Consider the following 26817-nt stretch of genomic DNA (forward strand, 5'->3'; position numbering starts at 1 on the left):
CCACTTCATTCGAGAGAACTGCCATGAAAGCTGCCGTATTCCACCAGGTTGGAGCCCCGCTGGTCATTGAAGAGGTGGGCATCAGCAAACCGGGCCCGCGTGAAGTGCTGATCCGTACCAAAGCCGTCGGTGTCTGCCATTCCGACTTGCACGTGATCGACGGTTCGTTCCCGTACCCCGGCCCGCTGGTGCTGGGCCACGAAGCGGCCGGCGTGGTCGAGCAGGTCGGCTCCGAGGTGCGTTCGGTCAAGCCGGGGGATCATGTGGTCACCTGCCTGACGGTGTTTTGCGGGCACTGCGAGCACTGTGTGACCGGCCACCTCGCCCGCTGCGTGTCGCCGGAAACCAAGCGCGACAAGGACGACGAACCGCGCCTGACCTACGTGCAAAAACCGATGCCGCAATTCGTCAACCTGTCGGGGTTTGCCGAGCAGATGCTGGTGCACGAAAACGCCTGCGTGGCGATCCGTCGTGACATGCCGCTGGACCGCGCCGCGCTGCTGGGCTGCGCCGTCACCACCGGTACCGGGGCGGTGTTCAACACCGCGAAAGTGCGGCCGGGTGAAACCGTGGCGGTCATCGGCTGCGGCGGCATCGGGCTGGCCGCGATCAACGGGGCGGCGCTGGCCGGGGCAGGGCGAATCATCGCTATCGACATGCTTGATTCGAAGCTGGAACTGGCCCGGCAGTTCGGCGCCACCGACGTGATCAACGGCAAGGACGGTGATGCCGCCAAGCAGGTGATGGAGCTCACTCGCGGTGGCGTGCACCACGCCTTCGAATGCATCGGACTCAAGCAGACCGCCGAACAAGCCTTCGCCATGCTCGCTCGGGGCGGCACCGCCACAGTGATCGGGATGCTCAAGCCCGGCCTGAAAATCGAGCTGGACCCGTTGCAGTTGCTGCACGAACGCCGCATCCAGGGTTCGCTGATGGGGTCCAACCGCTTCCCGGTCGACATGCCGCGCCTGGTGGATTTCTACATGACCGGCAAGCTCAAGCTCGACGAAATGATTTCCCAGCGGATCCGGCTGGAGCAGATCAACGACGCCTTCGACGAGTTGCGCCGGGGCGAGCTGGCGCGGTCGGTGATCATCTTCGACCAATAAAACCACATCCCGTACTTCTGCAGGCGCGAGACTGCCCGCGAAAAAGTGTCAGGCTGCGAGCGTTATCGTTGGCGATCATCGCCAGCGTGCTCGCTCCTGCAGGAGAGCTTTGCGGTATTTGAACGAGTGCACGCCCCAGCGTTTTTTGGAGTTGATTGATGGACATAAATTTCACGCCGGACGAATTGGCATTTCGCGAGGATGTGCGCGCGTTTCTTCGTGATCACCTGCCGAGCGAGTTCGCCCAGCGCATCGTGCAGGGCAAGCGCTTGAGCAAAGAGCACCAGGTGCAATGGATGCGCACGCTCAATCGTCAAGGCTGGTTGGCGCCGGCCTGGCCGGTCGAGTTCGGCGGCACCGGCTGGAGTGACGTGCAGAAGCATATTTTCGATGAGGAGTGCTTCGCCGCCGGTGCGCCCAAGGTGTCGTCGTTCGGCTTGAAAATGGTCGCCCCGGTGATCATCAAGTTCGGTACGCCCGAGCAGCAGGCACGCTTTCTGCCGCGAATTCTTACCTGTGAAGACTGGTGGTGCCAGGGCTACTCCGAGCCGGGCGCGGGCTCCGATCTGTCGTCATTGAAAACCCGCGCCGTGCGCGAGGGCGATCACTATGTGGTCAACGGCCAGAAGACCTGGACCACCCTGGCGCATTTCGCCGACTGGATGTTCTGCCTGGTGCGCACCGACCCCGAGGCGCGGCAGCAGCGGGGCATTTCCTTCCTGCTGATCGACATGAAGACCCCCGGCATTACCGTGCGCCCGATCATCACCCTCGACGGCGAACACGAAGTCAACGAAGTGTTCTTCGATAACGTACAGGTGCCGGTGGGCAACCTGGTCGGCGAGGAAAACCAGGGCTGGACCTGCGCCAAGTATTTGCTGACCCATGAGCGCACCAGCATTGGCGGCATCGCCCAGAACAAGGCGTTGCTCGAGCGCCTCAAACGGATCGCCCGCCAGGAACTGCGCAACGGCGAAGCGCTGATCGACGACCCGTTGTTCCGGGCACAGATCGCTGACGTCGAGATGCAACTGATGGCCGCCGAAATGAGCAGCCTGCGTACCCTGGCGGCGGTTCGCGACGGCGGCGTGCCCGGGGCGGAAAGCTCGTACCTGAAAATCAAGGGAACCGAGATTCGCCAGGCGATCACCTGGCTGATCAGCAAGGCCGTGGGCCCTTACGCCATGCCGTTCATTGAAGAGGAACTGGGTTACGGCGAGGAGGCGTTGCTCTACACCGACTACAGCAGTGCGGCCACCTATCAGTATCTGGATGCGCGCAAAGCCTCGATCTACGGCGGCGCCAATGAAATCCAGAAAAACATCATCGCGAAAATGATTCTCGAACTGTAAGGGCACGGACCATGGATTTCAGATTGTCAGAAGAGCAGCTGATGCTGCAGGACACCGCGGCCCGCTTGGTGCGTGATACCTACGGTTTCGAGCAGCGTGAGCAGTTTCGTCAAAGTGAACACGGTTTCAGCCATGCATTCATGCAGCAACTGGGCGACCTCGGGCTCTGCGCGGTGCCGTTCGCCGAGGCCTACGGCGGATTTGGTGGCGGCGGGGTAGAGAGCCTGCTGATCATGACCGAACTGGGGCGTGGCTTGTGCCTGGAGCCTTACCTGCATTCGGTTATTTTCGCCGGCGGCCTGGTAGCCCAGTTGGGCACCGAAGCGCAGAAAGACCGGCTGTTGACCCCGTTGGGCAACGGTAGTCTGCAATTGGCGGTAGCGCTGGATGAGCCACAGAGCCATTACCAGTTGCACGATGTGCAGACTGTCGCGGAGCCGGTGAATGGCGGCTGGAGACTCAAGGGTCGCAAGTCGGTGGTCGTGGGCGGCCAGAGTGCCGGGCTGATCCTGGTCTCGGCGCGCACCAGTCACGGCGTGCGTGACGAGCAGGGCATCAGCCTGTTTCTGGTCGATCCCCATGACAGTGGCGTGCGTCGTCGCTCGTTCGCGACCATCGACGGGCGCATGGCCTGCGAGCTCTATCTCGAAGACGTGTTCGTAGACCGCCACGCGATGTTGGGGCAGGCGGGTCAGGTCTTGCCGGCCCTGCGTTATCAGCAAGGTCGCAGCATCGCGGCACAATGCGCCGAAGCGGTCGGCAGCATGGAAGCCGCGTGCGCGTTGACGCTCGACTACCTGAAGACACGCCAGCAATTCGGTCAGCCGATCGGCAAGTTCCAGGTATTGCAGCACCGCATGGTCGACATGCGCATCGAACTGGACCAGGCCACTTCCATGGCCCTGCTGGCGGCGTGCGTCTCCGATCAGCCGGACACCGACGAACGCAGTCGGGTGCTGGCGGCGGCCAAGTACATCGTCAGTCGCGCCAGTCGCTTCGTTGCCGATCAGAGTATTCAGCTGCACGGCGGGATTGGCCTGACGTGGGAGTACATGCTTTCGCACCATGCCAAGCACCTGCTGATGGTGGCGCGTCAGTTCGGTGATGACGATCATCACTTGCAGGCCTATGCGAACTTGCTGCAGGTGGCGTGAAGGGCACGGCGTCACCCCGGCAGGAGTCCGCTTGCTGGCGATGGACTCAAGCGCAGCGCGTTTGTTCAGGGAGCACGCGCGATCGTTCACGACCATCGCCAGCAAGCTGGCTCCTACAGGTTGTCCAACTACTCAATTCACGGGGGTATGGCTGTTTGCCACGCGTCTGGTTATGCTCGCAGCGTTTTGCGTATGCCAATCATTCACAACCACAGTGATGTTATGAGCCAAATAGAGACGCGTGCGACTGCCCTGGCGCTGTATCCGGAAGATTCCCGCGAGGCGGCGGCGCTGCTCAAACAGGCCATCCCGCTGATGGTGCGTCACAACATCCCGCCCAATCCCGTGCATTACGCACTCTGGTACACCTACAGCAAGGGCCAGGATCCGGAGCTCAATCGTCACCTGGACCGGGTGGTCAAGGACTTCGATGGGTTCCCGCCGGAGTCCGCCACGCGGCTGTTTCGCGACTACATCATTCACGACGAGCTGGAAGAGGCCCGCGCCGGACAGCAACAGGCGATGAACCTGGTCGACGACATGCAGCGTGACGTTTCGCGCAGCGTCGAAGGCAATCTGAATTTCCAGAGCAGTCTGGGACGTTGCCTGGAAATGCTCGAGTCGCCGGTCAATGAGCGTTTACCGGATATTCTGACCGAGCTGCAACAGAGTACTCAGCTGATGCAGAGCCAGCAGGAGCGCTTCCTCTCCCAGTTGCAGTCGGCGCAGAACGAGATAAAGACCCTGCGCAGCAAGCTTGAACGCGCGCAACTGGCCGCCACCCTCGATGGCCTGACCGAGCTGCTCAACCGCACCGCCTTCACCCGTCTGCTCGAACGGGCGCTACGCAATGAGTCCCAAGGCGTGGCGCTGGTCATGCTGGATATCGACTATTTCAAGCAGTTCAACGACCAGTACGGTCATCCGCTGGGCGATCGGGTCCTGCAACATGTCGGGCAGGTGCTGCGCAGTTCGCTGCCACCTCACGCCACGGCGGCGCGCTATGGCGGGGAGGAGTTCTGCGTGATTCTCGAACAGTGCGCCGACCTCGACAGCGCCGCAGCGTTCGCTGAACAGCTGCGGGTGAAAGTCCAGTCGTTGCGGATCAAGGCACGGGTCGACGGCAAGGTCCTCGATACGGTCACCGCCTCGTTCGGCGTGGCCTTCGCGCAAGCCGGCGAGAACCTCGACAGCCTGCTGACCCGCGCGGATGACGCGCTGTACCAGGCCAAGCGCACCGGTCGCAACCGGGTGCATCACTAGTCGCCGCTATGCCGTGGCGCCGATCCATTTGGTTACAGTCGGCGCCTGCCACTGCTCAAGCGCATCGATCAGTGCCGCTGGGTCCGTGCCGAACATCAGCATCTGGCTGTGCTCGGCTTTCATGAAGCCTTCTTTCACCGCGTGGTCGAGCAGGCTGCGCACCGGGTTGAAAAAGTTGCCGATATTCAGGCAGGCCACGCCTTTGCTGTGCTCGCCCAGTTGGGTCAGGGTCGCTGCTTCAAACAACTCTTCGAACGTTCCCAGTCCGCCGGGCAGTGCGATGAACGCGTCCGCCGCTTCGCTCATGCGCGTCTTGCGGCTGCGCATGTCAGGGGTGATTTCATGGCGGCTCAGGCCGTGGTGAAGATGGCCGAGGTCGAACAGCAGGCGGGTGACAATGCCGACCACTTCACCGCCTTCGGCGAGCGCAGCATCGGCCATCACACCCATCAAGCCCCTGACGGTGCCGCCGTAGACCAAGCGGATACCGCGGCGCGCGATTTCGCGGCCTAGCGCCTTGGCGCCGGCTTCGTAATCAGGGTTGAAACCGAGGTTGGAGCCTGAAAAAACGGCAATGCTGCGGAGTGTGGGCATGGGGTCGTTCCAGGTGATGAAACGCCCATGATGCGATGCGCCGTCGGGCCCGGACAGGGCCAAGAACAGGGTGTTTGATTGGGCCATGATCGGGATTGCTGCGGCGTCTGCCAGGTCGCTACATCAACGCCAGTATCCGCTCGCCCAACCGCTGCGCCGTGTCCGCTGAATCAATATTGGCAAACCCGAGCAACAGCGCCGAATCCGTCTCGTCCCGAACCTGCCAATCCGTCAACGCTTCGGCATAGATACCCGCCGCCAGCAGCCGCTGGACCAGTGCCCGATCGGACTGCGGCTCCGTCAGGCGCAAAATCAGGTGCATGCCCCCAGGCTGGAGATCGATGCGGATACGGTCACCCAACGCCTTCTTCAACCCGCGCGCCGTCGCCTCCCGGCGTTCGCCGTAAAGCTTGCGCATGCGCTGGATATGCCGGGCGAAATGGCCCTCGGTCAGGAACGTGGCAACGATGGCTTGCGTCAATTCCGGGCAACCGCCGAGGAAGGTCTCGCTGACGTGTTCGAAGCGTTCGACCTGCGCCGCCGGCACCACCAGGTACGAAAGGCGAATGCCCGGAAACAGCACCTTGCTGAACGTGCCGGCGTAAAGCACCCGACCATCGCGGTCGAGGCTTTTCAGCGCCGGCAGCGGGCGGCTGACGTAGCGGTACTCACCGTCGTAATCGTCCTCGACGATCCAGGCCTGCTGCCGGGTCGCCCATTCCAGCAGTTCCAATCTTCGCGGCAGTGACAGCGACACGCACAGCGGGCTTTGATGCGCTGGCGTGACCACCGCCGCCCGCGCATCCGCCGCGCTGTTCACCCCGTACGCGACCTGCATGCCGTCCTGATCCACCGGCACCGGCGCCACCTCGATTTGCAGATGCGCGAGCAACTGGCGGGTCGGCAGGTAGCCGGGATCTTCGACCAGCACGCGGTCGCCGGGTCTGAGCAGGGTATGAGCGATCAGCGCCAGGGTGTTGCGGTAGCCCGCAGTGATGAACACCTGCGCCGGCGAACAGGTAATGCCCCGCGCCACCTGCAGGTAAGTGGCAATCGCGGTGCGCAATGATTCCAGACCCAGCACCGACGGATTGGCCATGTCCGGAATCCGCGTGGCGCGTACGCAACGTGCGCCGATCTGCGACCAGATTTTCCTCGGGAACGCGTCCAGAGCGGGCAGGGCCATTTGAAACGGCAGCACCGGTGCCTTATGCCGGATCGACGTGCTGGCGGCCGGATTGAACGCCTGTTCCGTGGTTGCGGAAGGCTTCCTGACGTTGATCCCCGGAGCGACCACGGTGCCGGCCTGACCCCGCGACAGCAGATAACCCTCCGCCGTCAGCAGTGAATACGCCGTGTCGATGGTGCCGCGCGCCAGGCCCAGCTCTTTCGCCAACGCCCGCGCTGCGGGAATTCGCTCGCCGGGGGCCAGCAGCCCATCGCTGATCGCACCACGGAAGCGCCAGTAGATCTGCCGATAGATCGGTTCCGTGGCGCTCGGATCAAGGGGTGAGAAGTTTTTGATTTGAAGGGTCATTAGCCTCAACCGATGGGTACGCAGAGAAATGCTCACGTAGCGCCTGAGCGGTTTTTTGCCTGGTGACGGCGACGGCGTCCGGGCCCATGGCGGTTCCCTCTACGGAGAAAAAGTGCACGTCATGCAGCCCGATCATACCCAGTACGGCCTTCAGATAGGGCGTCAGAAAATCCGGTTGCCGCGGCGTCACACCGGAAAACCGCCCGCCCGAAGACACTGCAACATACACCGGACGGTCCTGTAGCAGGCTGGTTTTGCCTTGCGCACCGACATTGAACGTACGCCGCACGCGCGCGATGTGATCGATCCACAGCTTGAGCGTCGCGGGCACGCTGAAGTTGTGCATCGGTGTGCCAATCACCAGCACATCGGCGCGTTGCAGTTCCTCGATCAGCAGGTCCGAGCGGGCGATCGAGCCAAGGACGCTGACGTCGGCGGACGCCTGTTGGGAAATTGCGTAGGGCTCATCGATAGGGGACAGCGAGCCTCCACCGATGACCCGGTTAATGACGGTGGCAGCGGGATTGCTCTTGAGCAAAAGGCTGATGATGTTTTGCGACAGCCGATAGCTTTCGGACGCTTCACCGCGAGGGCTGCAAGTGACGTGGAGGATTTTCATGATTCACCCGGTTCGATGTGTGAGGGAATCATTCTAGGGAGCCCATGACCCACGCCAAAGAGCCATGAACAGCCTAAGTGAGTGGGCCATGATCTGTGGATCATGGCCTATAACTCAAGGCCGATCATGGACCTTACCAGCAAGGCCAAGAAGCGACACGATGACCTCCCTCAACCAGCAAACACAAGGACTCAACATGAGTAATCGTCTCGACTACGCCAAGGCCGCACCGGCAGGTTACAACGCTTTCGGCGGGGTTTACGTCTACTTGCAGGACAGCGGTCTGTCCCACGAACTGATCGACCTGGTCTATCTGCGCGTTTCGCAAATCAATGGCTGTGCCTTCTGCATCGACATGCATTCGCGGGATCTGGTCAAGCTCGGCGTCAGCGTTGAAAAACTGGTGCTGGTGCCCGTATGGCGTGATGCCGGCGCAGTCTTCAGTGCCCGCGAACGTGTCGCGCTGAGTTGGGCCGAAACCGTGACCCGCGTGGCGGAAACCGGCGTTCCTGATGCGGACTATGCCGCTGCGGCAGCCGAATTCAGCGACAAGGAACTGGCGGACCTGACCTATGCGATCGGCCTGATGAACGCCTTCAACCGCTTCGGTGTGACATTCCGTGCGAAACCGGCCGCTGCCAGCAAGGCCTGACTTTCAATCAAAAACCCGCCGGGCTCTCAGGCCCGGTGGGTCAACCAATGGAGTCATCACCATGGCATGGTCACTGCTTGGCCTCGCGGGCATTCTTGAAATTGCCTTCGCCTTCTTCATGAAGGGTTCTGACGGATTTACCCGATTGACCCCTGGCCTGCTTGCGGCCGCGACCGGTTTGTCGAGCGTGTTTCTACTTTCTCTTTCATTGCGAACCTTGCCGGTGGGCACTGCCTACGCGGTATGGACCGGGATCGGCGCTGCCGGCACCGCGATTCTGGGGATGGCGGTGTTGGGAGATTCCACCACGTTACTGCGGATCATGTGCATCGTGGTCATTTTGGGCGGTGTTATCGGCCTCAAACTGGTCTCGGGAAACTGAGGCCGCTTGAAGTAAGGCATTTTGCTGGCCCCGAAGCCTTGAAAGTACCGCCAAAATCACTTCAATTTCAGGTGGTTAGGGCTGGCTTTAAATGCGCAATGTATGGATCGCACTGATTTCGCTGGGGTTGGCAGGTGTTGCTGTCCCGGCCCAGGCCAAAGATCTTCAAAACAATGACCGGTACATGTGCAGTTGGGGCGCGGGCACGGCGGCCAAGGCCCAGGAACTCAAGCTGGCGGGCGTTTCGCTGTACGCCGCGCGGCAGAAACTGCAGACCTACAAATTCAGCAAGCCGTGGATGCGCATGATGGCGATGGGCATCACCGAGCAAACATACGACAGTCCTTCGCGGATCAAACCCGCGGCACTGCGTCAGGTTTTCTACGACGATTGCCTGCGCTACAAGCTGGCGCGTAAATGATCGAGCGCTCTACAGACCTTTCTCCAGTAGCTTGAAGTACAGGGGGCTGTCGGAGATTGAATTATGTCCGGCGTCGGGGATGACCTTCAGGGTCGCCACGCCCTTGGCGAAGTGCTCGTAGAGTTGCTCCGTGCTTGAGCGCGGTATGACTTCGTCCTGCTCAGCCGCCAACAGCAGCGTCGGTATCGAGATATGGGCGGCGTATTTCCATGATTCGAACTTGTCTTTCAGCAGCCACTTCACGGGGAAGATCGGGTATTGGCGCACGGCGATGTCCTCCAGGCTGTTGTAGGGCGTGATCAGGATCAGCCGCGCGGCCGGGCGCTGGCTGGCGAGGCGAATGGCAACCCCCGAGCCTAGGCTGCGGCCGACCAAGGTGATATGCGGATGGGTGTCGTAGACCTTGTCGAACACGGTCAGGGCATCGCTGGCGATCGTCTCTTCGGAGGGCGAACCGCTGCTGCCGCCGAACCCTCGGTAGTGCAGCAGGTAGAGCGCGTGGTCGGGAAAGGCCTCGGAGAATTCCGGCAGGTTGCGCGAAACGTCTTCCGCGTTGCCTCCAAAATAAATCAATGCATTTGGCCCGTCGTGTGGCCTGACGGTGACCTGCACCAGTGCGTCAGCCACGGACAACGTGAGCAGCGTCTCTGGCGTGCTGATCGCGGCGGGTTGCGGGAAGTAGATCAGCGCGCGTTGGAATACGAACAGCGCGGTACACAGCGCCAGGTACAACGCGACGAGGATGACGACGAGATACATCAGGATGCGCGGCACACGGCTTGGGTGAGTGGGTGGCATTGACTGCTCTGGGCGGGAAGGCGCGCTGGTGTTGATCGCTGTCAGAGTGTAGTTGAACGGCGGTCGCGCGCTCGACATGGATCGCCCCTCAGGCACTGCGTGCCGAACAACGGGGTGTCAGGTTTCCCGCGTTATCGTTGACGTCCATCGCGAGCAAGCTCGCTCCTACAGAGTGCTGCGTCGTTGGCGGACTCAAGTCACGTCAGGATCCGCGACCCTTTTGTATTTCGAACAGGGACGAATTGTCGCTGGCAGCTATTCTGATGTGGCCAGCAGGACGCAATTCTTCGCCCTGGTCGATCTGACCGTGTCGGTATTGACCTTGACGTGCCAGCTGTTGCTGACCGCGCCGTTGATCCGCCTGATCGGCATTGGCGGGGCCCTGGTGATCGTGCCGTTTGCCGGGTTGTGGGGCAGCTTGAGTGTCTGGCTGGCTCGACAGCAGGCACACAAGGCGAACAGTGAAAGGACCAAACCATGAGCCGCACTGATGGGTTCACACGTCGCCAAATACTCACGCTGGCTGCCGGTGCGTCGGCGGTTCTCACTTTCGATCCGGCCTTCGCCGCCACCGCGCCGTCGAAGGAAACAGGAGGCAAACACATGCTGACCCGCGCCATCCCTTCCAGCGACGAGCCATTGCCGATGGTCGGCCTGGGCACCTATCGCGGCTTTGATGTTGCACCGGCGGATCCCGCCTACAAGAATCTGCCCGCCGTCCTCGGCGTCTTGTTCGAAAAGGGCGGGACAGTGATCGACAGTTCGCCCATGTACGGCCGCGCCGAGCAGACCACCGGCGAGCTGCTGTCGATCCACCAGCCGCGCTCACCCGCTTTTCTGGCGACCAAGGTGTGGACCCGTGGCCGCGAAGAAGGCATCGCGCAAATGGAGCAATCCTTCAAGTTACTGCAGACAGACCGTATCGACCTGATGCAGATCCACAACCTGCTGGACTGGAAAACCCATCTGCCCACCCTGCGCAAATGGAAGGAAGAAGGGCGCATTCGCTACATCGGCATCACCCATTACACCGCATCGGCTTATGACGAAGTCGAAGCCGTGCTCAAGGCCGAGCCGCTGGATTTCCTGCAGATCAACTACGCGCTGGACGATCGCGGCGTCGAAAAACGCATCCTGCCGCTGTGTCGCGAGCGCGGCGTGGCGGTGATCTGTAATCGGCCGTTTGGCGGCGGTGATTTGCTGACACGGTTGAAAGGCAAGCCGCTGCCGGGCTGGGCCTCGCAAGTGGGCGTCACCAGTTGGGCGCAACTGGCGCTGAAGTTTTTGCTCGCGCATACGGCGGTGACCTGTGTCATCCCCGGCACCGGCAATCCGCGCTACATGGCCGACAACGCCGGTGCCGGGTTCGGTCCGATGCTCACCGGCGCGCAGCGCGAGCAATTGATCGATGTGGTGGGCTAGACCAGGTAACGCCGGAACCACCCCAGCGTCCTGTCCCAGGCCAGTTTCGCCGCGGCCTCGTCGTAGCGGGGTGTGGAGTCGTTGTGGAACCCGTGGTTGGCGCCTGGATAGATATAGGCTTCATAGGTCTTGCCCGCCGCCTTCAAAGCCTGTTCATAAGCGGGCCACCCCTCATTGATCCGCGTGTCGAGTTCGCCGTAGTGCAGCATCAGCGGTGCCTTGATGCGGGGCACATCCTTGGCCTGCGGTTGCCGGCCATAAAACGACACGGCGGCTGCCAGTTCCGGATAGGCCACCGCCGCGGCATTGACCACGCCACCGCCGTAGCAGAAACCGGTGATCCCGACTTTTCCGTTGCCCCCATCGTGTTTCATCAGCCACTCGATGGCCGCGAAAAAATCATTCATGAGTTTTTCCGGATCCACCGTCGCCTGCAGCTCCCGACCTTTGTCGTCGTTGCCGGGATAACCACCGACCGACGTCAATCCATCCGGCGCGAGGGCGATGAAACCGGCCTTGGCCACCCGCCGCGCCACGTCCTCGATGTATGGGTTGAGCCCACGATTCTCATGCACGACCACCACCGCCGCGACCTTGCCCGAGGCGTTGGCCGGGCGCACCAGATAGCCGCGGACCGGCCCGTTGCCCTTGGGCGAAGGGTAGGTGATGTACTCGGCGACGATGTCCGGGTCGGTGAATTCCACCTGCTCCGCCAGCGCGTAGTTCGGACTGAGCGCGGCCAACAACGCACTGGCGGTCAAGCCGCCGAGGGTAAACAGTGCCGCACGGTCGAGGAACTCGCGACGGTTGATCTTGCCGTGAGCGTAGTAGTCATAGAGTTCGAGCAATTCCGGGGCGAAGTCTTTCGCGGTGAGACGGGTCATCGGTGCATTACCTGTTGATCAGTTGCTGTCAGTAAAGCGTATGAAAGAACTTTTGCAGGCGCCCTCCCGCGACATTCCAGCAGTCGATCAATGCAGACACTGCGCCCCAACCCTTGCCACTTGCGCATCATGCTCGGCTTTTACCCCGGACACGCCGACCGCGCCGATCACCTGGTCGTCGACGATGATCGGTACGCCACCTTCAAGGGACGTCAGCAGGGGCGCTGACAGAAACGCAAAGCGGCCGCCATTGACCATCTCTTCATAACCTTTGGATTCGCGCCGTCCCAGCGCCGCGGTGCGCGCTTTTTCCGTGGCGATGTAGGCGCTGATGGGGGCGCAGCCGTCGAGGCGTTCGAGGGCGAGGGGATGGCCGCCGTCGTCGACGACCACGATGGTTACCGCCCATTTGTTGTTTTGCGCCTCCTTGCGGGCGGCGGCGAGAATCTGGCTGACTTCGGCCTGGCTCAGGATGGCTTTGCTTTTCATTAGGATTCTCCGCTGATCGGTGAGGGCAGGGCGGCTTCGACCAGTTCGATCCAGTGCCGGACCGGGGTGCGGTTGGCGCCGTCGAGATGGGACTGACAGCCGATATTGGCCGTGACAATGACGTCGGGATGCCCGCTTTCCAGCGCGTTCAGCTTGTTGTCGCGCAGTTGCCGGGACAATACCGGTTGGGTGATCGAGTAGGTGCCGGCCGAGCCGCAACACAGATGGCTGTCCGGCACGGCCGTGAGGTTGAACCCAAGGCGAATCAGCAGGGCTTCCACCACGCCGCCGAGTTTCTGCGCGTGCTGCAAGGTGCAGGGGCAATGGAAGGCGAGGCGCTGGTCGCTGTGGATGCCGAGGCTTTCCAGCGGTTCGTCGCGCAACACTTCAACCAGGTCCCGGGCCAGCGCGCTGACGGTTTTCGCCTTGTCGGCGTAAGCCGGATCGCGCTCGAGTAGATGACCGTAGTCCTTGATGAAGGCGCCGCAACCACTGGCGGTTTGCACAATCGCTTCGGCGCCGTTTTCGACACTCGGCCACCAGGCATCGATGTTGCGTCGGGCGCGGTCGAGTCCGGCAGCTTGCGCATCAAGGTGATAATCCACGGCACCGCAGCAGCCCGCCTCAGGGGCCGGGGTGACGCTGATGCCCAACCGATCCAGGACCCGAGCCGCCGCCGCATTGGTGTTGGGCGACAAACTCGGTTGCACGCAGCCTTCGAGCATCAGCACCCGACGGGCATGTCGTACGCTGGGCCCCGGTTTGGCCTGCGGCGCGCTGCGCGGCAATTTCGCCCGCAACGTGTCAGGCAGCCAGGCGCGAAACACCTGGCCGCCGCTGACCAGTCCCTTGAACAGGCGCGGATTAGGCACGACGCTGCGCAAACCTTCACGTAACAGGCGCTGGCCGATGGAGCGCGGCACCGCCGCGTCTACCACCGCCCGACCGATGTCGAGCAGGTTGTGGTAATCGACCCCAGAGGGGCAGGTGGTTTCGCAATTGCGGCACGACAGGCAGCGGTCCAGATGCTGCTGGGTTTTCTGTGTGACCTCGTTGCCTTCCAGCACTTGCTTGATCAGGTAGATGCGCCCCCGTGGCCCGTCGAGTTCATCACCGAGCAATTGATAGGTCGGGCAGGTGGCATTGCAAAAGCCGCAGTGCACGCAGCTGCGCAGGATGCTCTCGGCTTCTTCGGCACGGGGCAACTGCCGGGCGGTATCGCTCAGGGTCGTCTGCATGATTCAAAGCTCCGCGTACAGGCGTGCCGGGTTGAAGAGGCCCCGTGGATCGAGTTGCTGCTTGAGGTTGCGGTGATAGCGCATCAGCGCGGCCGGTAACGGCTGGAACGGGCTGTCGATCAGGCCATGGCTGTAGCAGGTGACGTGGCCGCCAACCTCCGCGACGATCTTGCGAATGAACGCCGCCTCGGCATCGGACTTGAGCCAGCGCTGGGCGCCGCCCCAGTCGATCAGTTGCTTGCCGGGCAGGGCAAGCCGGGGCGTGTTGTGCGGCACGGACAGGCGCCAAAGCGGCTGATCTTCGTCGAAAAAGCGCAGCTGATGTTCATTGAGGTCGGTCCAGTAGGCCGAATCCAGCCACTCACCGCCCAAGCGGTCATGAGCCGCCGTCACCGAACCTTCGCCCCCTTCAAGGCGCAAATGCAGGCGCTCGCCGTCGTGGCACGCGGCACTGATCGGCAGCGGTTGCTGGCCCCATTCGGCGAGGCGCAGCAAGGCGCGTTCACTGTCCATCTCCAGGCTGATGCTCAGGCATTGCCGGGGTTTCGGCAGAACCTTCAACGACACTTCGGTGATCACCCCCAGCGAGCCGAAGCTGCCGGCCATCAGGCGCGAAAGATCGTAGCCGGCGACGTTCTTCATCACTTCGCCGCCAAAGCGCAAATGCTTGCCGTGCCCGGTGATGACCCTAGTGCCGAGGACGAAATCGCGCACCGAGCCTGACCAGGGTCGCCGTGGCCCCGACAATCCGCAGGCGATCATCCCGCCGACCGTGGCGCCGTCATCGAAGGAAGGCGGTTCGCAGGGCAGCATCTGCTGCGCGTCGTCCAGCACTTGCGCCAGCTCCGACAGCGGTGTGCCGCAGCGGGCGGTGATCACCAGTTCGGTCGGGTCGTAGCTGACAATGCCACGGTGGCTGCGGGTGTCGAGCACTTCCCCGGCGACGATGCGCCCCAGGAACGCCTTGCTGTTCGAACCCTGGATGCGCAGCGGCGTGGTGTTCTCCATGGCCTGATTGACTTGTTCGAGCAGCGCGCCGCTGTCATCGAAATCCCGTTCACTGCGCATCAGAAACGCTCCAGCTCGGGGAAGGGTAATTGCCCGGCGTGGACATGCATGGCGCCGAATTCGGCGCAGCGGTGCAGGGTCGGTATGTTCTTGCCAGGGTTGAGCAAACCGCTCGGATCGAACGCAGCTTTCACCGCATGGAACAGCGTCAGCTCATCGCTGTTGAACTGCGCGCACATCTGATTGATTTTCTCGCGGCCCACGCCGTGTTCACCGGTGATGCTGCCGCCGACTTTCACGCACAGTTCGAGGATCTTGCCGCCCAGGGCTTCGGCGCGGTCGAGTTCACCCGGTTGATTGGCGTCGAACAGAATCAGCGGGTGCATGTTGCCGTCGCCAGCGTGGAAAACGTTAGCCACGCGCAAGTCATATTCGGCGGACAACGCGGCAATCGCGTGCAGCACGCCGGGCAACTCGCGTCGCGGGATGGTGCCGTCCATGCAGTAATAATCCGGCGACAGCCGGCCCACTGCCGGGAAGGCATTCTTGCGCCCGGCCCAGAAACGCACGCGTTCAGCCTCGTCTTTCGCCTGCCGCAATTCGGTGGCGCCGGCCCGCTCCAGTACCTGGCGCACCCGGTCGCAGTCGTCGTGGACATCGGCTTCGACGCCATCGAGTTCGCACAGGAGAATGGCCGCGGCGTCCACCGGATAACCGGCGTGGATGAAATCTTCAGCGGCGCGAATCGCCAGGTTGTCCATCATTTCCAGACCACCCGGAATGATCCCGGCGGCGATGATATCGCCCACGGCGCGCCCGGCTTTTTCCACGGAATCGAATGCCGCCAGCAGCACTTTGGCAGTCTGCGGTTTGGGCAGCAGCTTGACCGTGACCTCGGTGATCACCCCGAGCATGCCTTCGGACCCGGTGAACAGCGCCAGCAAGTCGAAGCCGGGCGAGTCGAGGGCGTCGGAGCCGAGGCTAAGGTGTTCGCCGTCAACGGTGAGGATGTCGACCTTGAGCAAATTGTGCACGGTCAGGCCGTACTTCAGGCAATGCACGCCGCCGGCATTTTCGGCGACGTTGCCGCCAATGGAGCAGGCGATTTGCGAGGACGGGTCCGGCGCGTAATACAGGCCAAATGGCGCCGCGGCCTGGGAAATCGCCAGGTTGCGCACCCCCGGCTGGACCCTTGCGGTACGGGCGGCGGGGTCGATGTGCAGAATATGGTTGAAGCGCGCCATCACCAGCAGCACGCCTTTTTCCAGCGGCAGCGCACCACCGGACAACCCGGTGCCGGCGCCACGGGCGACCACCGGGACCTGAAGTTCATGACAGATTCGCAGGACGCCTTGCACCTCGTCGATGTGGCGCGGCAGCACCACCAGCAGCGGCGTGGTGCGGTACGCCGACAGCCCGTCGCATTCGTAGGGTTTCAGTTCTTCCTGCTGATGCAACACTTCCAGCGTCGGCAAGCGGGTTTGCAACGCCCGCAGCAGCGCGGCCTTGTCGACCTCGGGCAGCACACCGTCAACGCGTTCATCGTAGAGAATGTTCATAGTCGTTTCACAGTACTCCATTCGTGAAAATCCTGTAGGAGCGAGCTTGCTCGCGATGGACTCAAGAACGCCGCGTATAACCAGACACGCGTTATCGTTCACGACCATCGCGAGCAAAGCTCGCTCCTGCAGTGTCCTTGCGGCGCTTAATGCCCGCCCACGACCATTGACGTGAACGGCGCGACATACGCCTGCAACGTCACCAGTCCGCCGACCAACATCGCCAGGACGATGGAGTGGAAGAACACATAACGCAGGATTTCCCCTTCATGGCCGTACCAGCGCGTGGCGGTGGACGCCACCACGATGGATTGCGCATCGACCATCTTGCCCATCACCCCACCGGAACTGTTGGCGGCGGCCATCAGCACCGGGCTGAGGTGCAGTTGCTCGGCGGTGACCCGTTGCAGGCCGCCGAACAGCACGTTGGACGCGGTGTCCGAACCGGTCAGCGCCACGCCGAGCCAGCCCAGCAAGGTGCCGAACATGGGATAGAAAATGCCCGTCGCGGCGAAGGCCAGGCCCATGGTGGCGTCCAGCCCCGAATACCGCGTGAGGAAGCCAAGGGCGAGCATCGCCGCGATGGTGATCAGCGAATAACGCACCACCCACAGCGTTTTCACGTATTGGCGAAGCAGTTGCGGAATCGAGTAGCCCATCAGCAATCCGCCGAGGATGGCCGCCAGGAGGATGCCGCTGCCGGTGCTGGTGAACCAGGTGAACTTGTAGATGGCTTCTTCGGTTTTCGGCGCAGGCACCACGGGCGGCACTTTCTCGACCTGCAAGTGCAAGGTGGTGAAGGTCAGCGCCGGGGCGAAGATCGGGTTGGCTTCGCGCACGGGCTTGCCTGCGGGATCGAGCTTGGCCGATTGAGTGACCGGGTCGATCGCCGGACGGGTGTCGAACATGTTCTTGAAGCCCTGGGTGCCCCAGGCGAACACGAACACGGTGAGGATGATCCACGGCATCCAGGCGCGCATGACCGCAGGCTTGGCGTCGCTGGCGAAGGTCGCGGTGGGTTCGGATTTTTCCTCGTGCTCGGGGTCGACTTTCGAGTTGTCGATGCGCCCGGACAGGGCGGCCGAGGTGTGGATGGTGGCCGGTTTCCAGACCTTGAGGAAACCGGTCAGGCAGGCCATGGAGATCAGCGCGGCGATCACGTCCACCAGCATCGGCCCATGGTAGTTGGACACGATGAACTGCGGCACGGCGAAGCTGATCCCGGCGACCAGGATGGCCGGCCAGATTTCCAGCATCTTGCGCCACCCGGCAAACGCCCAGATCAGCCAGAACGGCACCAGCACCGAGAAGAACGGCAGTTGCCGACCGACCATCATCGACAGTTCCATCTCATCCAGCCCGGTGACCTTGGCCAGGGTGATGATCGGCGTACCCAGAGCGCCGAACGCCACGGGGGCGGTGTTGGCGATCAACGCCAGGCCGGACGCTGCCAGCGGCGAGAAGCCCAGCCCGATCAGAATCGCCCCGGTCACCGCCACCGGCGTACCGAAGCCCGCCGCGCCTTCAAAAAAGGCGCCGAAGCAGAAGGCGATCAGTAGCAGTTGCAGGCGCCGATCATCGGTAATCCGCGCCAGCGAGTCTTGCAGCACTTTGAACGAGCCGTTCTCGGTGGTCAGTCGGTGCAGGAAAATGATGTTGAGCACGATCCAGCCAATCGGCAGCAAGCCGTTGGCGGCGCCGTACAGCGCGGCGGAACCGGCCATGTTCGCCGGCATGCCGAAGGCGAAGATCGCGATGAGCAGCGCCGAAGCAAGCGCGAGCAAGGCCGCCAGATGTGCTTTGATGTGGAAGAACGCCAGGGCTGCCAGCATGACCACGACCGGCACTGCTGCCATGATGGTTGATAGGACCGGGTTGCCGAACGGATCGTAGATTTGCTGCCAGACCATGTTCCACCTCTGCTTTTTATTGTTGGGAGTGCAGACCCCGAGGGGGCGGTGGCTTGTAGTATAGGTGGCATTCCGCCGCTGTCCTGTTCCCGGCAGATCGCGGCTTTTGGCGGATTTTTTGAACTAATAGTACGGGCTGCGGTACGCGTTGGCCGATTTCACTACCCGGAGGAACGCAACGATGACAGAACGCCATTTGGTCCACACGGAAACGCTGTCGAACGGCTGCAGCATCAAGGTCAAGGCCGAGATCCTACGCGATGGTTCGTTGGGCATGTTCATAGGTATCTACCGACCTGATGGCGCGGCCATTGAGGAAAACGACCATCCCGCGCTGCATTTTCTCGACATGGAAGCGGCGATGGAGTGGGGGATTGAGCAAGCGAAGGACATTGGTAACGGGCAAAGAACCCTGTAGCGCTGAACCTGTGGGAGCCGTGCCTGCTCGCGATGGCGGAGTGTCAGGCGCCGCCAAGGCTGGATGTGCCGGCGTCTTCGCGAGCACGCTCGCTCCCACAGGGACCGCGATGAACCTGTGGGAGCGGGCCTTGGTGTTGTCAGGGTTGTTGCAGCGAGGCGCCGGAATGCCCTGTGGTTTTTGGCAGGGGTTTGGAGAACTTCCAGGCATCCCCCGCCGGTGCCGTGCCTTTGTCGTACGGCTTGCCCAGCAGCATGTAGACCAGCCCGGCACCCATCACCACCAGGGTGGTCAGGATCATCGAATAGTTGATGTACCACGGCGCGTCCGGCGAGCGAGGCCAGACCATGTTGACGATGGCGCAGACGCCATAGATCAACGCAGCCAGGTTCACCCACACACCCCACGCCCCCAGCGTGAACTGCCCGTTCGGGCGCCAGCCTTTGACGCGGGCGATCAGCGCCGCAATGACGATCAACTGGAACGCCACGTAAATGCCAATCGCCGCGAAACCGACGATGGTCGCCACGGCGTCAGCCATGAACATGCCGAGGCAGACAATCGCCGCCGGCACCAGGCCGCTGATCAGCAGTGCGAACGACGGCACGTGGTTGCCGGACAGGCGCTTGAGCAACGAGCTGCCGATGATCATCTCGTCACGGGCGTAAGCGAACAGCAGACGACTGGCCGCCGCTTGCAGGCTCAGCACGCAGGAGATGAACGACACCATCACCACCGCCATCACCAGGCGCGAACCCACCGGCCCGAACGCATTGGCGAGGATGGTCGCCACGGGATCGGTGTCTTCCCCGGCCAGGACCCTGGCCATGTCCGGCACCGAAAGGATCAGCGCCAGGCAGGCGAACATCGCCGCCGCACCGCCGATGTAAATGGTCATGCGCATGGCTTTCGGAATGCGCTTGCCAGGGTTGGGAGTTTCCTCGGCCACATCGCCGCAGGCTTCGAACCCGTAATACTGGAACAGCCCCGCCAGCGACGCCGCGAGGAACGCCGGCAGGTACGAGCCATTGACCTCCAGGTTGAAGGTATTGAACAGCACGCTGAACGGTTGATGACGCTCGAAAACCAGCAGATAACCGCCCACCAGAATCGCCCCGACCAGTTCGCAGAGAAAGCCGAACATCGCCACCCGCGCCAGCAGTTTAGTGCCGACCAGGTTCAGCGCGGTCGAGAGCAGAATGATAGTCAGCGCAATGTAGATATTCGCCTCGGCACCCGGCGCAAAGCCGAGCATGATCGCCAGGTACGGCCCGGCACCCACGGCGACGCCGGCGATGGTCGCGCACAACGCCCAGGCGTACACCCAGCCGACCATCCACGCCCAGCGCTTGCCCACCAGGCGACGGGCCCACGGATAGACACCACCGGAGATCGGAAACTGCGAAACGATTTCACCGAAGATCAGGCACACCAGCATCTGTCCGGCGCCGATCAGCAGGTAGGACCAGAACATCGGCGGGCCGCCCGCGGCCAGGCATAAACCGAACAGGGTGTAGACGCCGACCACCGGCGACAGGTAAGTGAAGCCCAGAGAGAAGTTCTCCCACAGGCTCATGCTGCGATTGAAATCCGAACTGTAGCCGAGGGCGCGGAGCTGTTCCGCATCCTGATCGGCGCTGACGCCGGCACGCGCGTTGGATGAGCCACTCATGTTATTTCCTCATTATCAATGGCAGTGGGTTGGTACTGGCGGTTGGGCCGCCCGGTTCACGGATACTTCGAACCTGTGGAGCCAGCCTGCTGGCGATGGCGGTCTTGAGGTCGCTATCGCCAGCAGGCTGGCTCCCACAGGGGATGGCGTCAGGCTTTGGTTTCTTCGTCGTACTGCGACAGCCATTCCACCGCTGCATCGCGGTAGCGACTGAAGCCCTTGTAATCGACCAATTGCTGATTCAAGTCGCGCAGCACGCGGTGCATGCGCCGGGCCCACGCCGGGTTGGTGGCGATGTCTTCGAGGCTGAGCAGGTAAGTTCGGATCGGAAAGACGATGGCGTTACTGCGAGGCAACCGGTGCAACGGCTGCAATTCGATACGCAGGTAGACCAGCTTGCCAGCGTTCTGCGCGGTCACGATGGTCCGGTCCGGTGCCCATTCCGGCAGGCTTTCAGCCGAAACTTCCAGACGCGGGTTGACGGTCAGCGACCAGTTCAGGCGCCGCACCGGATGCCCGGTGCGCAGGCGCAGTAGAAACTTCAACGCACGGTCGAGCATGCCGATTTCCTTCACCAGCGGCACCGGCCCGTGGAATTCTTCCCAGCTCATGCCAAGGTTGAAACGCAGCGAGTAATCCGCACGCTGGGTGGCGATGCCCGCGCCCCAATACAACGTTCCGTCGCGTTCTTCCTGCAACACCCAGTCACCCTGGGCCTGACGGGTCACATACTCCATCGGCTCATAGGGCAGGGTCGCGGGATCGCCGAAGGTGAAGTGGTCGTCGATGTCCAGCAGGCGGTTGGTCCAGTGCCACTGCCGGCCTTCGCGGGCCAGGCTGAAATACTGCGGGTAGTCCCGGGCGTAGGATTCCATGATCAGCTCGAGCAAATCCCACTGCGCCTCCATCATGTGCGGCGCCGAAACGTAGTGCATGCCCGGATCCTTCTCCAGGGTGATCGCGCGGTCCCGGCATTCGCTGATGTAGTGCTCGTCGATATCGAACGCGGCCCGAAACGCCCCGTCGCCCACCGACACATGGGGTTCGAGGTTCATCGAATACATGTAGTCGTCATCGGGAAACGGGAAGGGCGCGCGGGCGATGGTCTCCGGGCTGTTGGCGAAGGTGTAGTCGTCGCGGTAGGTTTCGTCGGGATTGAATTTGATATTCATGTTTTTTTCTCCGTCGATCAGAGGTCGATGACCAGGCGATTGCACTTGGCGCGGGATACGCAGGGCATGATTTTCTGGCGGCCGGCCTTGTCTTCGTCGGACAGCCAGTCATCGCTGTGCAGCAGCTCGCCATCGAGCTCCAGCACGGCGGTTTCGCAATGCCCGCAGGCGCCGCCGCGGCACAGGTACGGCATGCTGTAGCCTGCCGCCTCGACCGCTTCGAGCATGGTCTGGTCGGGGGAGACTTCGATGGTCGTGCCACTGCGACCGAGGGTGAAGCTGAACGCTTCGCCGCCGCTGCTCTGTTCGAGGAACCGCTCGAAGTGCACGTGGCTGTCGGTCCAGCCGAGGTCGCGGGCGCAGGCCAGCGTGGCGTCGATCATGCTGTCCGGGCCGCACACATAAACGTGGCTGCCCAACGGGCGGTCGGCGAGCACCCGGCCAATCTGCAGGCGCGATTCAATGCCCTTGCGGTACAGGTGGACCTGCTCGCCGTAGGTGGCCTGCAATTCCTTGCCCAGTTGCGCATGTTCTTCGCCGCGCACGGCGTAATGCAGCTCGAAGGGCACCTTGCTCAAGCGCAGTTCTTCCAACTGGGAAATCACCGGCGTGATGCCGACGCCACCGGCGATGAACAGGTGCAGGCGCGCCTGCTTGATCAGCGGGAACAGGTTGACCGGCGGCGTGACCTCGATCAGGTCGCCTTCCGCGACAGTGTCGTGCAGCGAGACCGAACCACCGCGACCGCTGTCCACGCGGCGCACGGCAATCTGATAACTGCTGGTGTCGTAGGGCGAACTCAGCAGCGAATAGGGGTTGCGCAAGGTGTTCTGCTGGTTGGCGATCAGCACCACGACGTGGCTGCCACCGGAGAACGCCGGCAGGTGCGCGCCGGTGGGCGACACCAGGGTGAAGCGCTTGATTTCCGGGGTCACCGCTTCGATTCGCGCCACGCGCAGGTTCAACGTCCCATTGTTCTGGCTCATGTGTCGAGCTCCTCGGCTTCGGGCAGTTCACCCGGGACTTCGGCATCGGCCTTGACCGCCTGAAAGGCCGCCAGGCGCCGGGAATAGTGATCGCGCACCACCAGCGTCAAGCCGCAGCCGGGGCAGTCGTAGACCCGTTGGGTGACGTTTTCGGTGTAGGTGTCGCAGTGCACGCACCAGACGCGGCGAACCAATGTGCCGGAGTGCTCGCGCAGCACTTCGTCGCGGTTCAGGTCGAAATGCGTGGCCACTTGCATGGCGCTGCCGAGGAAGCTTTCCGAGCCGGCGAGGTACAGGCGGGTGCCCATGTGCGCTTCGCCGAGCAGGGTTTTCAACGCGTCGATCAACGACTGGTTGGTCGCGTACACCTGCAGCGGGTGCGCACGGTGCTGCTGCAATTGCGTGAGGAAGTCCTGGCCGGAAAACGACTCTTGGGCGTACAGCAAGGTGATCGGCCGATCCAGGCCGGCCATCTCCTCCAGCAAGCGCAACATGGCGCGACCGCCGCTGCCTTGCCCGGCAATGATGTGCCGGGTACCTCCCGGCAGCGGTTGCAACCGGTCATAGACCGGTCGGCTTTTGATCCCGGTGATCAACATTTTTATTATTCCTCCTGGCTAGCGGCGCGGCGTATGAAGGCCGGCCCTGATGCAAAGCCCAACGATGGTGGGTTGCAGGTAGGAGGAGCACAGGTCGTGCCAGTTATTTAAGTTATTGAAAATAAACGATTTATTAGTTATTGCGAGAGGAGAGGCAGGCAAAAGTAACTAGATATGTATGCGTTTTCGCAGCGGTACAACGCCTCTGTAGGCGCGAGCCTGCTCGCGATGGCGGTCAGCGCTGACGCGGGCTGCCTGCCTGATCGCGTTGCCCTGACGTTTTTCGCGAGCAAGCTCACTCCTACAGAAGCATCACGAGATCAGTCGCGCTGAAGCTTGCGGATCAACGTCCCGATGTCGATCCCCAGGTGCACCGCGGCCTTGCGCTTGCTGCCGCACAGATGCACCGCCCGGAGAATCACCTGGCGCTCGAAGTATTGCACCTGCAGTTTGAGGTTTTGCTGCGGATCGTCTTCTTCCTCGGCCACTGCCGGTTTCACCCGTTCCAGCGGGCGCGGCGCCGGTTCGAGCAGTTCGGCTGGCAGATGATGTTCCTGCGCTTCATCGTCGGCGAGCACTGCCAGGCGCTCGAAAATGTTCACCAACTCGCGGATATTGCCCGGGTAGTCGTAACCCAGCAGCCGCTTGCGGCACCCGGCGGACAGGCTCAGCGACGGCTCGCGATCGCCGTTGATGCGGCTCAGCAGAATGTCGATGAGGAACGGCAAGTCGTCTCGGTGCTGACGCAACGGCGGAATCTCCACCGGCAGCACCGCCAGGCGATAGTAGAGGTCGGCGCGAAACTCACCGATGCTCACCAGATGCCGCAAGTCCTTGTTGGTGGCCGCAATCACCTGCACCTGCACCGTTTTGCTCAACGGCGAGCCGACGGACTGGATGGTGCTGTCTTCGAGAAACTTCAACAGCTTGGCTTGCACATGCAGCGGGATCTCGCCGATCTCGTCGAGGAACAGCGTGCCGCCCGACGCCGCCTCGATATAACCCTGCTTGCCGCCCTGCAAGGCGCCGGTAAACGCGCCACGCTCATAGCCGAACATTTCCGATTCGAACAGGCTCTCCGGAATGCTCCCGCAGTTGACATGAATGAATGGCCGGTCGCCCCAGCCGGCAGCGCGGTGGATATGCCGGGCGATGGCGGTCTTGCCGACGCCCGGCTCACCGAGCAACAACAGCCGCGCCCGGCGCCGGAACGCACGCACGCCGGTGTCGGCGATGCTCGACAGCTGCGGCGACAGGTGCAACGCGTTGTCCTGAGGATCGCGCAGGCCCTGGGGTTCCACCGGCCGGTTGCCGAGCGCGGCCCGACGTTGTGGCTGGCTGCCGTCGAAATCTTTCTGGGTCAGCATCCTGAACGGCTTTTCGTAGGCGCCAGTCGGAATGGCGTGGGTGCTGCTGAGCAGGACCCGGCCTTCGCGGGAGCGGGTCAGTGCGCTGTTGCCGCCGCGATTCAGCGCTGCCTGGAAGTCGTCGTAGTTCAGCGCTGAACGCTGGAAAAACTCGTTGTCGGAGAGCCCGATGGCTTGCTGTCGGGACAGCCGGTTGATGCGTTCGGCGGCGAGGTTGAGAAAGCGCACCCGGCCTTCGCCATCCGTGACGATCAACGCGTCACTGAAACTGTCGAGCAGGGCATGCAGCGCGGGCGTTTCCAGCAACGCGTCGAGTACATCGCTGCTGACGTTGACCGACGAGCGCATGCCCATCTGCAACGTCGGTGGCAGGTTCTGGTCTTTCATGGGTGCAACTCTTCGGCGCGGCGCACGCCCTGGCTTTCACGGAACACGGCGACCCGCCAGGCGACACCCTCACGGATCAGCAAGCGCGAGCAATGCACGTTGAAATTCAGCTGGCGTCCGCTGAGGTCTGGCAAGGGCAGGCTGTGCCAAGTGCGCTCGGGCAGGGCGTTGTCCAGCAGCAGCCGGGCGATGCCGTCGCCGTGGGTGATGCCGAAGGTCTCTTCGAAGGCGGCATTGCGCCATTGCGGCTGCAACTGTTCATCGATCACCAGCACCGCGTCGGGCACTGCATCGAACACCCGGCGCAAGGCGTCGATGCGCTGCTCGGCGTCGTGTTGCATGCGCAGCTCCTGACTGACATCGCGAATGCTGCCCCACATGCGCAGCAGGCGGCCGTTGACGATGGTCGCGCGCACATCGTTCTCGACGTAGGCCGGCGAGCCGTCGTGGCGACGATCCACCGACAGCGCGCAATCGACGCTGAACCCGGCTTCGATCAAGCGCCGCACGAACTCCTCGTTCGCCGGACTGCGCGGCCAGTACAGGCGCACGGGTTGCTGATCGAAATCGACATCCGAGGGCATCTCATACACATCCGCCATGGCGCGGTTGCACAGTCGCCAGTGCGAGTCGTTTTCGAACACCTGGCGCACGATCTCGTCCGTCGAGGTGTTGATGTCCACCGCCTCGGCAAATTCGATGCACCAGTACGCGACCTTGGCGCTCTGCAGCATCTGGCTCATCACCTCATTGGCGTTGTGCAGTTCCCGCAGCCGATGGCCCAGCGCGCCGAGGGGGATTTTCAGCAGATGCAGGCGCGCCGGCTGTGTGGCACGCCATTCCAGCAACCCGCTGGCGAGCACTGGCAGCAACCCACCGTTGTGGCGGATCAGGGTCAGTTCCAGGCTGTTGACCTGCTCATCGGCAGGCGGATTGGCGAACAGCGAGCGCAACGCGCGCAGCGATTCGACGCTGAAAATGCGCTCGACCGGCTGGTCCAGCAGCGCTCCGGGCGCATAGCCCAGTTGATCGCTCAAACTGGCGGACAGGTCGAGCAGTTGCCCGTCGGCGCTGACCGTGCTCGACAGCGGCGGCGCTTTGGCGGCCAGTAAATTCAGGATATCCATCATGGATCGGCTCGATTTGGCTAATGGGGCCTGGCTGAAAGCACGCAGGCAGTCAAAGCGGGGCATATCGCATGCCAACTGAATAGCGCTGGGAACACGGGGCAGTGCGGGAGTGCTGATGGCAGAGCGCTGCGATACTGCAACGAAGTATGCATTTATGCAGCGCTCACGTGGAAGAAAATGCTGGGGTCAATCCGATCGGTGACCCGTTGCAGATCAGGCTTTGCTGGCGGCGAGGTAGGCGCCGAGACGCCGTCCCATCTCTTCGCCCAGGGCCTGCAAGCCGCTCATTGGCCGGACCATGACCTCAAAATCAATGATTTTGCCCTGCTCGTCGAAGCGGATCATGTCGATGCCCTTGAGTTCTTTGCCGCCGACCTTGGCACTGAATTCCAGAACCACGTTCAAGCCATCCGCGGTCGCCAGTTCGCGGTGGTAGGTAAAGTCTTCAAACACCTCGAACACCGTGTTGAGAATCATCGTCACCACTTGCGCGCCCGGGTACGGCGTGTGTGCCATCGGCGAACGAAACACGGCTTGTGGGGCGAGTAATGTCGGCAGGGCTTTCAAGTCCCCATGGCGGATCATGGCGTGCCATTGGCTCAGGGACGCTGCGGCGTTGGGGTGCAGGTTCAGTTCCGACATGTTCAACTCCTGTTTTGTTGTTCTGAAAAAGCGCTGCCCACGACTGTAGCGCA

26 protein-coding genes and 1 pseudogene are annotated in these 26817 nt (G+C 62.4%); 10 read left to right on the forward strand and 17 right to left on the reverse strand.

The genetic code is table 11. The features are described 5' to 3' along the window. Positions 1-23: 23 nt before the first annotated feature. The 4 genes from NTD84_RS25545 to NTD84_RS25560 all read left to right on the forward strand — a co-directional run bounded on the left by NTD84_RS25545 (position 24) and on the right by NTD84_RS25560 (position 4878). Entirely contained in the window at positions 24-1109 is a 1086-nt protein-coding gene (locus tag NTD84_RS25545) for a Zn-dependent alcohol dehydrogenase (protein WP_262171390.1), read from the forward strand. Positions 1110-1267: 158 nt separating this feature from the next. Beyond that, complete coding sequence (locus NTD84_RS25550) at positions 1268-2461, forward strand: acyl-CoA dehydrogenase family protein (protein WP_262171391.1); 1194 nt, start codon at positions 1268-1270, stop codon at positions 2459-2461. A gap of 11 nt (positions 2462-2472) precedes the next feature. Then, on the forward strand, positions 2473-3615 hold the full coding sequence (locus NTD84_RS25555) for an acyl-CoA dehydrogenase family protein (protein ID WP_262171393.1): 1143 nt from the start codon (positions 2473-2475) through the stop codon (positions 3613-3615). Between the two features lie 222 nt (positions 3616-3837). Then, entirely contained in the window at positions 3838-4878 is a 1041-nt protein-coding gene (locus NTD84_RS25560; protein WP_262171395.1) for a GGDEF domain-containing protein, read from the forward strand. Between the two features lie 6 nt (positions 4879-4884). Here the strand turns inward: NTD84_RS25560 and NTD84_RS25565 are convergent, their stop codons facing one another. The 3 genes from NTD84_RS25565 to NTD84_RS25575 all read right to left on the reverse strand — a co-directional run bounded on the left by NTD84_RS25565 (position 4885) and on the right by NTD84_RS25575 (position 7628). Next, a complete protein-coding gene (locus NTD84_RS25565; protein WP_262171397.1) occupies positions 4885-5472 on the reverse strand; it encodes a TIGR00730 family Rossman fold protein in 588 nt (195 codons plus the stop codon). Between the two features lie 118 nt (positions 5473-5590). Further along, on the reverse strand, positions 5591-7009 hold the full coding sequence (locus NTD84_RS25570) for a PLP-dependent aminotransferase family protein (RefSeq protein ID WP_262171399.1): 1419 nt from the start codon (positions 7007-7009) through the stop codon (positions 5591-5593). Then, entirely contained in the window at positions 6975-7628 is a 654-nt protein-coding gene (locus NTD84_RS25575; protein ID WP_262171401.1) for an FMN-dependent NADH-azoreductase, read from the reverse strand. Before NTD84_RS25575 ends, NTD84_RS25570 begins: the two co-directional genes overlap by 35 nt. Before the next feature lie 196 nt (positions 7629-7824). Between NTD84_RS25575 and NTD84_RS25580 the strand changes: the two genes are divergently transcribed. The 3 genes from NTD84_RS25580 to NTD84_RS25590 all read left to right on the forward strand — a co-directional run bounded on the left by NTD84_RS25580 (position 7825) and on the right by NTD84_RS25590 (position 9083). Beyond that, positions 7825-8280, forward strand: a complete 456-nt coding sequence (locus tag NTD84_RS25580) for a carboxymuconolactone decarboxylase family protein (RefSeq protein ID WP_262171403.1) — start codon at positions 7825-7827, stop codon at positions 8278-8280. A 61-nt stretch (positions 8281-8341) separates the two neighbouring features. Continuing rightward, positions 8342-8662, forward strand: coding sequence for a DMT family transporter (locus NTD84_RS25585; RefSeq protein ID WP_262171405.1), 321 nt, complete (start codon positions 8342-8344; stop codon positions 8660-8662). 91 nt (positions 8663-8753) lie between these two features. Next, positions 8754-9083, forward strand: coding sequence for a hypothetical protein (locus NTD84_RS25590; RefSeq protein ID WP_262171407.1), 330 nt, complete (start codon positions 8754-8756; stop codon positions 9081-9083). Positions 9084-9092: 9 nt separating this feature from the next. Here NTD84_RS25590 and NTD84_RS25595 read toward each other — a convergent pair whose 3' ends face one another. Continuing rightward, the gene (locus NTD84_RS25595) at positions 9093-9881 is read right to left on the reverse strand and encodes an alpha/beta hydrolase (RefSeq protein ID WP_262171409.1); all 789 of its coding nucleotides are present in this window, start codon (positions 9879-9881) and stop codon (positions 9093-9095) included. A 208-nt stretch (positions 9882-10089) separates the two neighbouring features. On the opposite strand from NTD84_RS25595, the pseudogene NTD84_RS25600 reads away from it, so the two are divergent. Both NTD84_RS25600 and NTD84_RS25605 read left to right on the forward strand, forming a co-directional pair. Further along, positions 10090-10317, forward strand: a pseudogene (locus NTD84_RS25600) (MFS transporter); the annotation flags it as partial. A gap of 41 nt (positions 10318-10358) precedes the next feature. Then, positions 10359-11303, forward strand: coding sequence for an aldo/keto reductase (locus NTD84_RS25605; RefSeq protein ID WP_262171412.1), 945 nt, complete (start codon positions 10359-10361; stop codon positions 11301-11303). On the opposite strand, the gene yghX is transcribed toward NTD84_RS25605, so the two are convergent. From yghX to NTD84_RS25635, 6 genes are all read right to left on the reverse strand, one after another. Continuing rightward, positions 11300-12187, reverse strand: coding sequence for a YghX family hydrolase (gene yghX / locus NTD84_RS25610; protein WP_262171414.1), 888 nt, complete (start codon positions 12185-12187; stop codon positions 11300-11302). The two genes, NTD84_RS25605 and yghX, sit on opposite strands and share 4 nt — an antisense overlap. Positions 12188-12274: 87 nt before the next feature. Then, positions 12275-12676, reverse strand: coding sequence for a heme-binding protein (locus NTD84_RS25615; RefSeq protein WP_262171417.1), 402 nt, complete (start codon positions 12674-12676; stop codon positions 12275-12277). After that, positions 12676-13914 (reverse strand): glycolate oxidase subunit GlcF, encoded by a 1239-nt coding sequence (gene glcF, locus NTD84_RS25620; RefSeq protein ID WP_262171420.1) that lies wholly within the window; start codon positions 13912-13914, stop codon positions 12676-12678. The genes NTD84_RS25615 and glcF overlap by 1 nt, the downstream gene beginning before the upstream one ends. 3 nt (positions 13915-13917) lie before the next feature. Then, positions 13918-14982 (reverse strand): glycolate oxidase subunit GlcE, encoded by a 1065-nt coding sequence (gene glcE, locus NTD84_RS25625; RefSeq protein ID WP_262171423.1) that lies wholly within the window; start codon positions 14980-14982, stop codon positions 13918-13920. Further along, positions 14982-16481, reverse strand: a complete 1500-nt coding sequence (gene glcD, locus NTD84_RS25630) for a glycolate oxidase subunit GlcD (protein ID WP_262171425.1) — start codon at positions 16479-16481, stop codon at positions 14982-14984. The genes glcE and glcD overlap by 1 nt, the downstream gene beginning before the upstream one ends. Before the next feature lie 146 nt (positions 16482-16627). Next, complete coding sequence (locus tag NTD84_RS25635) at positions 16628-18391, reverse strand: L-lactate permease (RefSeq protein ID WP_262171428.1); 1764 nt, start codon at positions 18389-18391, stop codon at positions 16628-16630. A gap of 181 nt (positions 18392-18572) precedes the next feature. Here NTD84_RS25635 and NTD84_RS25640 point away from each other — a divergent pair, with 181 nt between their 5' ends. Beyond that, positions 18573-18809, forward strand: coding sequence for a hypothetical protein (locus NTD84_RS25640; RefSeq protein WP_262171430.1), 237 nt, complete (start codon positions 18573-18575; stop codon positions 18807-18809). Positions 18810-18948: 139 nt separating this feature from the next. Here the strand turns inward: NTD84_RS25640 and NTD84_RS25645 are convergent, their stop codons facing one another. The 7 genes from NTD84_RS25645 to NTD84_RS25675 all read right to left on the reverse strand — a co-directional run bounded on the left by NTD84_RS25645 (position 18949) and on the right by NTD84_RS25675 (position 26764). Then, the gene (locus tag NTD84_RS25645) at positions 18949-20481 is read right to left on the reverse strand and encodes an APC family permease (RefSeq protein ID WP_262171432.1); all 1533 of its coding nucleotides are present in this window, start codon (positions 20479-20481) and stop codon (positions 18949-18951) included. Positions 20482-20630: 149 nt separating this feature from the next. After that, on the reverse strand, positions 20631-21653 hold the full coding sequence (locus NTD84_RS25650) for a heme-dependent oxidative N-demethylase family protein (protein WP_262171434.1): 1023 nt from the start codon (positions 21651-21653) through the stop codon (positions 20631-20633). A 17-nt stretch (positions 21654-21670) separates the two neighbouring features. Next, positions 21671-22639 (reverse strand): PDR/VanB family oxidoreductase, encoded by a 969-nt coding sequence (locus NTD84_RS25655; RefSeq protein WP_262171436.1) that lies wholly within the window; start codon positions 22637-22639, stop codon positions 21671-21673. Continuing rightward, a complete protein-coding gene (locus tag NTD84_RS25660) occupies positions 22636-23238 on the reverse strand; it encodes a dimethylamine monooxygenase subunit DmmA family protein (protein WP_262171438.1) in 603 nt (200 codons plus the stop codon). The genes NTD84_RS25655 and NTD84_RS25660 overlap by 4 nt, the downstream gene beginning before the upstream one ends. A gap of 320 nt (positions 23239-23558) precedes the next feature. Then, positions 23559-24992 (reverse strand): sigma-54 interaction domain-containing protein, encoded by a 1434-nt coding sequence (locus NTD84_RS25665; RefSeq protein WP_262171441.1) that lies wholly within the window; start codon positions 24990-24992, stop codon positions 23559-23561. Further along, a complete protein-coding gene (locus NTD84_RS25670) occupies positions 24989-26119 on the reverse strand; it encodes a PAS domain-containing protein (RefSeq protein WP_315975578.1) in 1131 nt (376 codons plus the stop codon). The genes NTD84_RS25665 and NTD84_RS25670 overlap by 4 nt, the downstream gene beginning before the upstream one ends. A 216-nt stretch (positions 26120-26335) precedes the next feature. Next, on the reverse strand, positions 26336-26764 hold the full coding sequence (locus tag NTD84_RS25675) for a nuclear transport factor 2 family protein (RefSeq protein WP_262171447.1): 429 nt from the start codon (positions 26762-26764) through the stop codon (positions 26336-26338). Positions 26765-26817: the final 53 nt, after the last annotated feature.

The organism is Pseudomonas sp. 14P_8.1_Bac3 (assembly GCF_025466085.1).
In the GTDB taxonomy this organism is placed as follows: domain Bacteria; phylum Pseudomonadota; class Gammaproteobacteria; order Pseudomonadales; family Pseudomonadaceae; genus Aquipseudomonas.

Excerpts from the sequence above, each read along its gene's own strand:
- NTD84_RS25580 (WP_262171403.1), top strand. The coding sequence starts at position 7,825 with ATGAGTAATCGTCTCGACTACGCCAAGGCCGCACCGGCAGGTTACAAC.
- NTD84_RS25665 (WP_262171441.1), bottom strand. The coding sequence starts at position 24,992 with ATGAAAGACCAGAACCTGCCACCGACGTTGCAGATGGGCATGCGCTCG.
- NTD84_RS25645 (WP_262171432.1), bottom strand. The coding sequence starts at position 20,481 with ATGAGTGGCTCATCCAACGCGCGTGCCGGCGTCAGCGCCGATCAGGAT.
- glcD (WP_262171425.1), bottom strand. The coding sequence starts at position 16,481 with ATGAACATTCTCTACGATGAACGCGTTGACGGTGTGCTGCCCGAGGTC.
- NTD84_RS25670 (WP_315975578.1), bottom strand. The coding sequence starts at position 26,119 with ATGGATATCCTGAATTTACTGGCCGCCAAAGCGCCGCCGCTGTCGAGC.
- NTD84_RS25555 (WP_262171393.1), top strand. The coding sequence starts at position 2,473 with ATGGATTTCAGATTGTCAGAAGAGCAGCTGATGCTGCAGGACACCGCG.
- NTD84_RS25570 (WP_262171399.1), bottom strand. The coding sequence starts at position 7,009 with ATGACCCTTCAAATCAAAAACTTCTCACCCCTTGATCCGAGCGCCACG.
- NTD84_RS25605 (WP_262171412.1), top strand. The coding sequence starts at position 10,359 with ATGAGCCGCACTGATGGGTTCACACGTCGCCAAATACTCACGCTGGCT.
- NTD84_RS25585 (WP_262171405.1), top strand. The coding sequence starts at position 8,342 with ATGGCATGGTCACTGCTTGGCCTCGCGGGCATTCTTGAAATTGCCTTC.
- glcF (WP_262171420.1), bottom strand. The coding sequence starts at position 13,914 with ATGCAGACGACCCTGAGCGATACCGCCCGGCAGTTGCCCCGTGCCGAA.
- NTD84_RS25565 (WP_262171397.1), bottom strand. The coding sequence starts at position 5,472 with ATGCCCACACTCCGCAGCATTGCCGTTTTTTCAGGCTCCAACCTCGGT.
- NTD84_RS25545 (WP_262171390.1), top strand. The coding sequence starts at position 24 with ATGAAAGCTGCCGTATTCCACCAGGTTGGAGCCCCGCTGGTCATTGAA.
- NTD84_RS25595 (WP_262171409.1), bottom strand. The coding sequence starts at position 9,881 with ATGCCACCCACTCACCCAAGCCGTGTGCCGCGCATCCTGATGTATCTC.
- NTD84_RS25560 (WP_262171395.1), top strand. The coding sequence starts at position 3,838 with ATGAGCCAAATAGAGACGCGTGCGACTGCCCTGGCGCTGTATCCGGAA.
- NTD84_RS25575 (WP_262171401.1), bottom strand. The coding sequence starts at position 7,628 with ATGAAAATCCTCCACGTCACTTGCAGCCCTCGCGGTGAAGCGTCCGAA.
- NTD84_RS25675 (WP_262171447.1), bottom strand. The coding sequence starts at position 26,764 with ATGTCGGAACTGAACCTGCACCCCAACGCCGCAGCGTCCCTGAGCCAA.
- NTD84_RS25590 (WP_262171407.1), top strand. The coding sequence starts at position 8,754 with ATGCGCAATGTATGGATCGCACTGATTTCGCTGGGGTTGGCAGGTGTT.
- NTD84_RS25640 (WP_262171430.1), top strand. The coding sequence starts at position 18,573 with ATGACAGAACGCCATTTGGTCCACACGGAAACGCTGTCGAACGGCTGC.
- NTD84_RS25615 (WP_262171417.1), bottom strand. The coding sequence starts at position 12,676 with ATGAAAAGCAAAGCCATCCTGAGCCAGGCCGAAGTCAGCCAGATTCTC.
- NTD84_RS25550 (WP_262171391.1), top strand. The coding sequence starts at position 1,268 with ATGGACATAAATTTCACGCCGGACGAATTGGCATTTCGCGAGGATGTG.
- glcE (WP_262171423.1), bottom strand. The coding sequence starts at position 14,982 with ATGCGCAGTGAACGGGATTTCGATGACAGCGGCGCGCTGCTCGAACAA.
- NTD84_RS25655 (WP_262171436.1), bottom strand. The coding sequence starts at position 22,639 with ATGAGCCAGAACAATGGGACGTTGAACCTGCGCGTGGCGCGAATCGAA.
- yghX (WP_262171414.1), bottom strand. The coding sequence starts at position 12,187 with ATGACCCGTCTCACCGCGAAAGACTTCGCCCCGGAATTGCTCGAACTC.
- NTD84_RS25635 (WP_262171428.1), bottom strand. The coding sequence starts at position 18,391 with ATGGTCTGGCAGCAAATCTACGATCCGTTCGGCAACCCGGTCCTATCA.
- NTD84_RS25650 (WP_262171434.1), bottom strand. The coding sequence starts at position 21,653 with ATGAATATCAAATTCAATCCCGACGAAACCTACCGCGACGACTACACC.
- NTD84_RS25660 (WP_262171438.1), bottom strand. The coding sequence starts at position 23,238 with ATGTTGATCACCGGGATCAAAAGCCGACCGGTCTATGACCGGTTGCAA.